Annotated in this window: 3 protein-coding genes; 2 read left to right on the top strand and 1 reads right to left on the bottom strand. The window is 44.2% G+C overall.

The window, feature by feature from the left end:
- Positions 1 to 135 precede the first annotated feature (135 nt).
- Positions 136 to 3,231, bottom strand: a complete 3,096-nt coding sequence (locus tag KZC02_RS30365; protein ID WP_221392092.1) for a Tn3 family transposase — start codon at positions 3,229 to 3,231, stop codon at positions 136 to 138.
- 459 nt (positions 3,232 to 3,690) lie between these two features.
- On the opposite strand from KZC02_RS30365, the gene KZC02_RS30360 reads away from it, so the two are divergent.
- The gene (locus tag KZC02_RS30360; protein ID WP_221392091.1) at positions 3,691 to 11,241 is read left to right on the top strand and encodes a SpvB/TcaC N-terminal domain-containing protein; all 7,551 of its coding nucleotides are present in this window, start codon (positions 3,691 to 3,693) and stop codon (positions 11,239 to 11,241) included.
- A 332-nt stretch (positions 11,242 to 11,573) separates the two neighbouring features.
- Positions 11,574 to 12,014: a hypothetical protein gene (locus KZC02_RS30355; protein WP_221392090.1), complete on the top strand. Its 441-nt coding sequence runs from the start codon at positions 11,574 to 11,576 to the stop codon at positions 12,012 to 12,014.
- The last annotated feature ends 34 nt before the right edge of the window (positions 12,015 to 12,048 follow it).

The raw sequence follows: 12,048 nt of genomic DNA, 5'->3' as shown, positions 1-12,048 counted from the left end.
TCATATTTCGACAAACAATTGAATTACGAACAGATTTTAGACTGGAATCAACCTACTTTGGGTTAAATTAAAGAAAAGGAGAAAAACGGTCACGACTTTCGCGGACGTTTTGTCATCACCATAATTACTGTATGTTTAATTCTCAGGCGTTAGCATTAGGTTTTTCAAGGCATCCAAATCAAATGTTTTATAATCCTTTCCATCCGAAAAGTCATATTCCCCGACTAAATTGATATGTGCCCAGCTCTGGGTGGATGTGGCAATAATTTTCTTCAAAAGAATTTGTTTGTCTTTTTCTGAGGCTGCTGACACCAATTTTTCAGACAGTAACATCAGGTTATAGGTATTTACCGAATTAGCTATCAATCTTTTACACCCTTCGGCAATTAGCTGCTCTTTTCTGGTTGCCCATATGAGCTCCTGATTATTGCCAACCGTAATGGCTTTTGAAAATTTGTTACTGCTTTCAATTTTGGAAAGTGATCCTGAAACAGATTTACGGATCACTTCGTCGTCCATGTATTCAAAAACGTAAACCGTCTTGTAAAGCCGGCCTAAATCTTTCAACGCCTTGTATACCGGGTGCTGCTTTGAATAAGAATTCAATCGTCTGAACAATGTTGATGCCTTGGAGTATCCCAACTTAATGGTACATACGAGCCTTAATATATCGTCCCACTGCTCTTCGAGATGTGCCAAGTTGATCCTTGCATCCGGGATAATTTTATAATTCTGTTCACGGTAAGTACGTACTTCGTCAATACTGTAAAGTTGCTGGTGATGAAAACGGGCAAATCTGGGGCGAAAAGCAATGTTCAAAAGCCCCGTTACAGCAAAGACAGGCTCACTGAAGCCATGAGTATCTGTTGAATGGGCATTGGGTAATATCACTTCGTTATGTGTCAGTCCATCGATCACATAATGTGATTCCGGATCTGCTGCACTAAATGTTATTGAATAAAATAATTGCCCTGATTCATCCAGAAAGGAATAGAATGTAACACCCCTGCCATTTCCGAAATATTTGAAAGATGGGGAAGCAACCAGCGAAGCGACTGAAACATCAAATTTTTGCCCGTCACTTGACGTGTGAACAAACCCCAGGTCTTTTCTGAAATGTTCTGTGAGCGGCAATGCATTGCTGAAAGCAAGCACTTTATCATTGGCCTGGATCAGCATTTCCGGGGAAAAGTAATGAAGCGCAGTAGTTTCAAGCGAGCTGGTACGGATACCTTTGGACATGAAAGAGAACTTGCGTATGCCAATATTGCATCCATAGCCCAGTACTGCGGCAAAAAACAGCTTTTCTTCGGGCCTTTTCGGTAGGTAATCAATACCCGCATGCATGAACGCGGAAGTAAATCCGGTTGCATTTTGTACCGTGGTAAGTACTTCCAATAAAGGAATAATATATTCCTGTGGATAAAGGGATTCAGATTCTACAATATCACCTTCCGATTTGTCTTTCATTAGATGCCAGTCACCGCCAGCATCAAAATAGACTTTCTTATTTTCGCCGGCTTCTATACGCTCATTCGTACTTTTTATTTGAGCATTGAGCTTTTCGTTTAGCCGGAGCAGTGTTACACGGGAGTCCTTATACGCCGTTAATCCGGCCTGCTCAATGAGCTTGTCCTTCTCTTTATTCCATACATTGGAAGGAATTTCATATTCATCAAAGCTGCGATAATCATAAGATGACTCAATAGGAAGCGTCCCTGACTTGATATCATCCCGTATTTGTTCAAACAAAAATACTTTGTATAATCCCACCCGGAGCTTTCCTTCTGCGGTCAGCACGCGCTGCTGCTGTTCCATTCCCAAAAATTCAGTTGGCACTGCTCCTCTGGCGAGAATGGATCCATCCTTTTGCTGAAAATACAAGAACGCTTTCAGGATGTCTTTTCCCGATGACGCTGTACTGCTGGCAACCAAAGCTTTTACAATTTCACCGACCTTGCCTGTAAGCCTGGAAGAACCTTTTTCAATAGCCATGTAAAAATCTTCACGGTCATTTATCTTCTGATTTGCTTCCCTGAGAGCTTTAAGACGCTGCTCGTCTTCCTTTAACTGCTTTTGTGATAACCGTTTGTTTTTGAAAAGCTGGTCGATCAATGTTACCTTGGCCAATGGCTCCATAACCGTATCGACGATTATTTTTTCAATTGCTGCCAGTACATCAATATGGGTGGTGCTCCGGTGTGTTACACTGCTAACCAGTTGGGCGGTCTGCATCCGGTTTTCATAAAGCTCTAGTTTAACCATATTTTCACAGCCATTGACATAGTTTGTGACTGCACTGTTTAAAGTCAGGATAAGCGCATCTCCCAATAAATAGTATTGATGGATAATAAAGGCAATCAAAAGCAGATACCGGATCGTACTTCTGGTCGCTATTTGTGGTACCTGGTTATTAATGACATATTCAGCATAGAATTGGATTGTTGCATCAGATAGCTTTAAGCGTTTTGCAACAGGTAATAATTGCAGGTACATCCGCTTTAAATGCTGAAAGTTATAGACACGCTCCCGGATCTGCTTTGTCTCCATGGACTGTGAAATACGTTTGAAGAAGGTAATTTCGTACCGCTTCACTTTCAAATGTTGCCTGGAATCCTCCTGATAAGAGCTATGTTCTACAAGCAGCTGGTCAAGAAGCAAAATATCATCAGCTGTTAAAAACCTGGTTAAAATGGATTCCAAATCTTGTTCAAAATTGGAAAGTGCCTTATCAAGTATTGTTTTTAAAGCCTGGTATGTTGGAATTTCAATGTGATGTTCCTGGAGAAAACCAACCATGCCTTCAAATATTAAATGCGGCCTGGTCTGTACATGGGCCAGCCTTTGAGTTTCTTCCATCAACGCTTGTACAGATGAACTTTCAAAGGCAGTAAATCCAAAATACTTAAGAATATCTTCGCGATGCCGCAGAGCGGTCCGCCCCTCATATTCTCCTATAGAAACAGCATTTGAATCGATTGATATTCTTTGTACCAGGAAATCAACATCGCTTTGATAAAACCGGTTGGGAACGAAAAAACGGCTGACAATCCGGAAGTAGCCGACCTGGAGAAGAAATCCTACTTTATTGGAAGGTGTCTGTAAAGTCTTAGCGTATTCAGTAGCCCATTGGGGTGCTTTTAAGAAAATAAGCTTTTGCTCCGAATTTAGAACAGGCGGGTTATCGAACTTGTGCCGTGCTTCTTGTGACAGATAATCTTTTTTGGGCATGCTGTCGTCTGTTGTATAAAAAAACGATACTTTAAAGGATTGTAAGCTGTCCAAAATCTTCCTACCATCAATGAAGAACAGGTGGTACTTTTCTTTGAGCAGCTTTTATAAACCTCAATAAAAAATTTCATAATCTCGACATCAGTAATAAGATTTTAGATTTACACATAAAACGAATAATAGTGCACTTCAGGCTCATTGCATAGTAACTAGTTTTCCTGAAAAACGCGTGTTCGATCCATTTGAGGCAATAACTTTTGCAAATCACCATACATTTTGAAAGATGTCACTTCATTTTAGTAATTAATACTGATTGGGGCTCGAAAGACCTAAAATTCAATTTTAAGTAGAAGTTTTCGGGCAGTAAATTAGGGCATGATTTAGATGAGAACTTGGTCCGAGCAAAAAAGCTGGTCATAAACAGAAGGATTGTCTAGTTGAAACAAATCAATTTCGAAAATGAAAACAGATTCAGCCTTTCTCAAAGACCGGGATGCCTCGACCAAGTCAAACGCGATTGAAACTCCTTCCAATTCCTTACCCAAAGGTAGCGGGGCGATCCGGGGAATAGACGAAAAGTTTTCTGTAAATGCGGTTAACGGTACTGCCTCATTTTCGGTCCCCCTTCCTTTTTCACCTGCAAGAGGTGCGTCGCCTTCGTTAAATCTTTCTTACAATTCAGGCGCTGGAAACGGTATTTTTGGCCTTGGGTGGAATTATGATCTTCCCAGTATCAGACGGAAGACAGACAAAGGTCTTCCCACATATCTGGATGCACTCGAATCCGACACTTATCTTTTTTCAGGTACTGAGGATTTGGTGCCAGTGTTTAAAAAACACGATGACGGGACTTTTGCCAAAGATGAAAATGGAGATTACGTAATTGCTGAGAGAACGTCTACGGACGGGTCTCATACCATACGTTTTTACAAACCCCGTATCGAAGGCCTATTTGCCCGTATAGAACGATGGACCAATATCAGGTCGGGCACAATTAAATGGCGCGTACAAACTGGGGATAACATTACAACACTTTTGGGGTGGAGTAGTGAGTCTGTCGTGGCGGATCCAAAAAATCCACACAAAATATTTGAATGGCTGCCCGATTTCGTTTTTGACGACAAAGGAAATTGCTGTCAATACCATTATAAAATAGAAAATGCAGAGGAGATCCCGGATCTTCTGCACAATAATAACCGGGTAAAAAATGGAGATATCACCTACACCAATACCTACCTCGCGAAAGTATTGTATGGAAATAAGACACCATACTCTAAATTCGGTGATCCCTACCCCGCTGAAAGTGATTTTATGTTTAAAACCATTTTCGATTACGGGGAATATGACAACGAAGCACCTTTCGCAGAGACTAAAATATGGAACTATCGGAGTGATTCTTTCTCTGACTACAAAGCAGGTTTTGAAATAAGAACAACCCGCCTATGCAGACGGGTTTTGACATGGCATCATTTCCGAGAACTCCCGGGTGGCTCGGCTTTGGTCAAGTCGTTAAATTTTGAGTATGATCAGACGCCTGAACTGGATTTCACATTTTTAAAGTCAGTTACATCGTTTGGTTACATCAAACAAGAAAATGGTACTTACACTAGTAAGCGTCTGCCAGCAACCGAATTTGAATACCAGAAACACGAATGGAACGACCAGATAAAGCAAGTTTCACTTGATTCACTGCTCCAAGCTCCCGCGGGATTAGCTGATCAGCGCTACCAATTTACCGATCTTTACAACGAGGGACTATCAGGAATTCTGACAGAACAAGCTACCGGCTGGTATTACAAGCATAACCTTGGCGATGGGCAATTTGAGCCGGCACAACTGGTAGACCCAAAGCCATCGTTCAAGGGGCTGGGAAGCAAGCTGCAGTTAATGGACCTGGATGCAGATGGAGGGAGGCAGTTTGTAAATTTCGGTGGAACTGAACCCGGCTATTATGAACTCGACGATAATCAAGAATGGCTTGCTTACAGATATTTTGAGCATTTGCCCAACATAGACCTGGGCGACCCAAACACCCGTATTCTTGACCTGGATGGTGACGGGCGGCCCGAAATTCTCATTTCTGAGGATCACGTTTTCACCTGGTATCAGTCGGAGGGCCGCAATGGCTATTCGGTTGCACGCCTGACCCCTAAACCATTCGATGAAGAAGCCGGTCCGGCCATTGTTTTTGCTGATGAAAAACAGTCTATTTTTTTGGCCGATATGTCGGGTGACGGTTTAACAGATATTGTTCGGATCCGAAACGGAGAGGTCTGCTATTGGCCAAACACTGGATTCGGCAGTTTCGGAGCGAAGGTTGCGATGGACAACCCGCCTTTGTTCGACTACCCGGATTCCTTTAATCCCACATACCTTAAACTTGCAGATATCGACGGTTCGGGCACTGCTGATATTATTTATCTGGGCAAAAATAAATTTTCATGTTGGAAAAATTTAAGCGGGAACAGATTCGGAACCGTCCCCTTTGAGATAGAATCATTTCCTGAAATTCACACCCAGGCTCAAATTTCGATTATCGATTTGCTCGGTAACGGGGTCGCCTGTATTGTCTGGTCATCACCGCTTTCCAAGGATACCCAAGCCCCTTTTAAATATATCGACCTGATGGGCAGTAAAAAGCCTCACGTCATGACAGGCTATAAGAATAACCTGGGCAAAGAGGTGTCCTTTGAATACGCTCCTTCCACAAAGTTCTATATCGAGGATAAACTGGCAGGCAAGCCCTGGCTTACACAGCTTCAATTCCCGGTACATTGCGTTTCCAGGACCCAAACCGTTGATAAAATATCGGGCTACCGTTTTGTCACAAGCTACCGTTATCACCATGGATATTACGATCATTTGGAACGGGAATTTCGGGGATTCGGCATGGTGGAACAAACAGACTCAGAGCATTTCGAAAACTGCGAGAAGGGCACGTCGTCAAACATTGTGGATAAAGAGCTGCATCAGGAACCTGTTGTTTCAAAGACCTGGTTCCACACGGGTGCATTTTTAGGAGACGACAAGATCCTCGGGCAATTTGAAATCGACTACTGGTACAGGGAAATGCGTAGACTTGGTTATGATGCGCTTCATCATGAAGTCACCCTACCAGACGCACGTATCGTTGCAGCACCCGGATTACAAGATTCCATTACCAGGCACCTGAGTTTTGGTGAGCAAAGGGAGGCTTTACGTGCTTGTAAAGGTATGTCATTACGCTCGGAAGTTTTTGCGCTGGACGCCCCAGCTGAAAACCCGTCAACCGATGATATCAGGAAGCAACTAACGCCTTACTCGGTTTCTACGCATAATTGCGTAATCGAAATTTTACAACCCAAAGGAAGCAACCGGCATGCGGTTTATATATGCAGGGAGAGCGAAGCAATTACTTACAGTTACGAGAGGAATACCAACGACCCGAGAATAGCGCATAATCTCAACGTCAAACTGGATGAATATGGAAATATACTTGAGAGTGCCTCAGTGGTGTATCCAAGATTGGTTGACAACACTTTGTTAACCGACGACATACGGTCTGAACAAAATAGAACCATCATCATTTATACCCGGAGCAGCTTTACCAATGACCTGACCGGGAATGACCTTTACAGACTCAGGCTGCCGTCAGAGGTCGAAACATTTGAGCTTAAAGGAATCCCGAAAACAGGATCATATTATTCTCTGAATAATTTTGACCAAATACTGGATCTGTCGGAAGATGCAGCCTATCAGGAAACAAACAGGCAACCCGCACCCGGAACATCCCAGAAGCGATTGATTGAACATGTACGTACAACTTATATCAAAAATACCCTCGATGAGCCATTGCCGCTTCATACGTTAGAGTCCCTTGCATTACCCTTTGAGAGCTACCAGCTGGCTTATACACCCGCGTTGCTGAACGACATCTATGGCGAAAAAGTGAATGATGCGCTGTTAGAAACGGGACGATTCACGCATTGTGACGACCAAAATTGGTGGATACGATCGGGCACGACTCAGTTCTGCACCGCAGACGAAACGGATGCCGACGCACAAAAAAGATTCTACGCGCCCATTTCGTATACTGATCCATACGGTGCGATCACAAAGGTTAAATATTATAAAAACTATTTTCTCTTTATCGACCAGACCCAGGACGCTTTGGGTAATAGGTCCTCGGTAGAACTATTTAATTTTTACACGCTTTCGCCTCAACGGATGCGCGATATCAATGGCAATATTTCCGAAGCATTGATGGACGAGCTGGGCCTGGTAAAGGCTATTGCCGTCATGGGAAAAGGGACGGAGGCAGATGATTTGGATGGAATTGCCGGGTTTACAGAGGAAGAAGAAAAGGATTTGATCCTGCAATTTTTCAATACGCCGTTAACAGCGGAAGGCACAGCCGATTCCATTGCATTAACAGCGACTGCAAAGCGTCTTCTTCAGCATGCAACGATACGCTTTGTTTACGATTTTGATGTGTATAAAAATACGGGCAAACCAGCTGTAACTGCATCCATTGTCAGACAAGAGCATTTTAAAGATAACAGCGAATCACCGGTACAATTGTCCTTTGAATACGCCAACGGACTCGGGCAGGTGATCATGAAAAAAGTTCAGGCGGAACCAGGTAAAGCCGAAAAATCGATCATAGACGCATCGGGCAGCTATACCGTAAGTGAAATAAATAGTGGTGCTCTAAATCCAAAACAGTTGCGCTGGATAGGTAATGGCAGGACAATCCTGAACAACAAAGGAAATGCTGTTAAACAATATGAGCCTTATTTCTCGGTAACAAATGCTTTCGAGGACGCCAGAGAGCTGGTAGAAAGCGGCGTATCACCGGTGATGTTCTACGACGCCATGGGACGTTTGAAAAAAACCAAAATGCCTGACGGTACGCTCAGCCGCCTGGAATTTGACTCCTGGAAACAAACCGTTTATGATCCCAATGACACCGTTTTAGAATCCGAATGGTACGATGGCCGGATCAACCAATTGATCGATGAGCAGCTCATTGCTGATGGGAAGGATCCGATCAGGGAGAAGGCCGCAGCGGAGAAAGCGGCCAGACATGCGAACACACCTGGCATCATGCACCTGGACACCCTGGGCAGGCCCATACTTTCAGTCGAACACAACCGTGATGGCGAGCAGGACGAATTTTACCTTACGACGGTTTCGCTTGATACCGAGGGTAATCTTAGGAAGGTGACCGACGCGCGTGGAAATGACGTCGTACGGTACAAGTACGACATGCTGGGGAAAATGGTTTTTCAGGATAGCATGGATGCGGGAAAGCGGTGGCTGTTTACCAACATCCTGGGCCTTCCTGTTCGTACCTGGGATGAAAGAAACCGCGAATTCCAGTATTTTTATGACGTTGCGCACCGGCCTTCGTACAGTAAAGTAACTGGTGGCGACGGGTCCGTGACGCTTGACCACATTTTTGACCTGATCGTTTACGGAGAAAGTCTTTTAGAGGAAGGCCGGGACAATGAAACAGACTTGCAGCAACGTAACGTGCTCGGTCAACCCATTCGGTATTTTGATACCGCCGGCTTCATCGAAACACCGGCATTTGACTTCAAAGGGCAGCCGAGGTCCACGACCCGCAAACTTTTGAAAGACTACAAATCGGTGGCCAACTGGACCGAAGGCGATCATGCGGGAGAACTGGAAAACGAGTCGTTCACGTTCACCACCCAAACCGACGCCATGGGTAGAGTAACCCGACAAATCACGCCTGATAGAAGTATCCTCACTCCGTCCTACAATGAAGCAGGCCTGCTTTCAGCCCAGAAAGTAATACATGCTGGTTCAGAAAATGAGGTTGTCTATATCAACGCCATTAGCTACAATGAAAAGGGGCAGCGCGAACGTATTCAGTATGGCAATGATGTTGTGACCCGATTTAGTTATGATAAAGAAACTTTCCGGTTGAAACGGTTGGAAAGTAAAAAACGCGACAACAGCCTGTTGCAGGACCTGCATTATACCTATGACCCGGTTGGCAACATCACCACGATCGAGGATCTTTCACAAGCCGTCACGTTTTTTAGTAACAGCCGAATTGAACCCAAAAATGAATATACCTACGATGCGCTATACCGGTTGATCGAGGCAACAGGAAAGGAAAACTCGGAAAGTTTGATTTATGGAGATTGTGACAACTGGAACGACAAGCCGTTTACGCACCTGCTCAATACCAATGATCCATTCGGTGTTCGGAATTATACACAGCAATTTCAATACGATGCCGTTGGAAATATCCTTCAAATGAAACATACAGCGGCTGGCGGTGGCTGGACCCGGGGTTATACCTACGAGCAGAACAACAACCGGCTCGTATCAACATTTGTTGGAGGTATTTCAAATCCCAGACATTATACACGGTACCGGCACCATACCAAACACGGATATCTGGAAGAACTACCCCACCTGGAAAGCATCAGCTGGAATTTTAAGGAAGAAGTGGTACGGACTATCAGGCAACGCTGTGGAGATGTGGATGCCAATACGCCCATGACCACTTATTACCAGTATGACGGCCAGGGCCAGCGCATCCGTAAAATAACAGAGAACGAGACTGCCGGCGGTACCCATGCATCTAAAATGGAAGAGCGTATATATGTATCCGGTTATGAGGTATACAAAAACCACCATGGCCGCCTCGCAGGGCTCGAACGCAGTACACTGAGCCTGATGGACGAAGGGCACCGGTTTGTGATGATCGAAACCAGAAACGAAATTGATGACGATACCGAAAGGCAACTGGTAAGGTATCAATTGCACAACCATTTAGGCTCAGCCAGCCTGGAACTGGACCAACGCGCGCAGATCATTAGCTATGAGGAGTATCACCCCTTCGGCACGACTGCATTCCAAGCCAAAAACCAGGCCATCAGATCAGTTGCAAAGCGCTACCGATACACAGGCATGGAGCGGGATGAGGAAACGGGACTGGAATATCATAGTGCCAGGTATTATTTGCCTTGGCTTGGGAGGTGGTTGAGTAGTGATCCGATTGGGATTGAGGGGGGAGGGAATTTGTTTCGTTATTCTAATAACAACCCAATAAATTTATTGGATAGGTCAGGCAAAAAATCAATAGATGATGAAGGTGTAGCGCTACTTCGATACTATCAAAGTCTGGTTGATCAGATACCCCAAGATGAATTCAAAGATCTTACAAGAGCATCTCAGGGCACAAGGGCACATATGGCTCTTGAATTCATGGCAAGGTCCGGAATCGACGGAAAAGGACTCCCTCCTGGTACCAACTTATCTAGGTTAGCATCGGAGGTTGTCATTGATATGGATACAGGACTAATTGTTGAAGTAGGAATGCCGCCAGAAAAAGCCGGAGTATTAGCAAAGAGCGGTAGAAATCTAAGAAGTGTTGATGGGTTGCTACTTAAACCCGGCGAAACAGTTGATCATATTGTTGGCCGTAAAGCTAGTGATGTTGTCGATTTAGCACTTGATTATAAAACTGGTGCAGGTAAATTAAGCGGAGTCAAGGATTTGGAAAAAGTATTGGGTGCGCCTTACATAAGAGTAACACAAGGAGGTGATGTAATTGCTAATGCTATAAAAAAAGGGGCGAAAATCTCGGACTTTTGGTCACCATTGGCTAGAAGTGTTCCTGGCAAGAAAACATTCCCAGGCGGACAAGCCACTGATGTTGGAGAGAAAGCGTTAAAAAAGGTCGGAGCGAAAGCCACAACATTAACTGGAAAAGCAATCCCAATCGTTGGAGCGTTCGTAACGTTTGAGACAACTGAAGGGTCGTACGTGTACCGTTTTGCTAAGGCTGTTGCTGGCGAGTTCGGCATTGGCCCCGTAGATTTATCTCTACTATTTGATGCATATGAATCCATCGAATCTATCGAAGTTGGAATCCCGGAACCCGAAACCACTTATACTGGACGCGTGGAAGGAGGCAATATAGTTGGTAAACCGGGTAGGCGAGAATACCACTCAGACGAAGGAGGTGCATTCGCCGTTGAGTGGTAGTATGCGTGATCCATTTATGGCGGTTGTTGGAAGGGACAATTCGGATTTTTAGATACGTAGAGCGGATAGTTATCAAGCAAATCAGAACAATACAATTGATAAAATATATTGTCAAATATTCGCCAAGATTTTGCAACACCTCCATTTTGACCACTGCTAACTTTATCCATCGGTCAACGATCTGTTTATTTCGGCCCATGGATGTCAGCAAATATAGTACAGCAATAATAGCTAATCTTAGTAATGATCGTCCAAATGCTCTCGGGGTTTCGTATTGTTAATCTGAAGTTCAAAATATTTTTCCCCAGTTCGACCTAATAATCAGAATCGCCATGCCCCACCCCATCCAATTCCACATCTCAGGAACCATCCAATCCGAGCTCAACGCTAAGCTGTCCAATGTCACCGTTCAGGTCCTTCACAAGCAGCTTCGTTCAGAGAAGCTGCTGATGTCCGGGCAAACAGATTCAAAAGGAAATTATGATATTGTTTTCAACCCTACGCCTGCAGAGATTTCAGAATCACGGCCGGTTGATATTTGTATCAAAGCCTTTTCGGGTGAGTTACTTCTTGGCCAGTCAAAAGTCTACTTCGGAATCGGGTCCGAGACAGTTATTGATTTAAAAGTATCGATGACCGACAACCTTAGTGAGTTCGACGTGCTGATTACGAGGTTGAAACTTATTCTGGATGCCAACAGCGTTGCACTTGGCAAATTGGTGGAGAACGAGGAGTATCAGGACATTACCTTCCTGTTTGGGTGGGGGAGGTAGAAAGACGCTGGAAAAATTTCTTATTGTGAATAAA

It is taken from the genome of Dyadobacter sp. NIV53 (assembly GCF_019711195.1).
Lineage (GTDB): Bacteria > Bacteroidota > Bacteroidia > Cytophagales > Spirosomataceae > Dyadobacter.
This window is presented reverse-complemented; position numbering and strand designations above follow the sequence as displayed.

What these genes read in the sequence shown, in the direction of transcription:
- KZC02_RS30355 (WP_221392090.1), top strand. Translation starts at nt 11,574, where the DNA reads ATGCCCCACCCCATCCAATTCCACATCTCAGGAACCATCCAATCCGAG.
- KZC02_RS30365 (WP_221392092.1), bottom strand. Translation starts at nt 3,231, where the DNA reads ATGCCCAAAAAAGATTATCTGTCACAAGAAGCACGGCACAAGTTCGAT.
- KZC02_RS30360 (WP_221392091.1), top strand. Translation starts at nt 3,691, where the DNA reads ATGAAAACAGATTCAGCCTTTCTCAAAGACCGGGATGCCTCGACCAAG.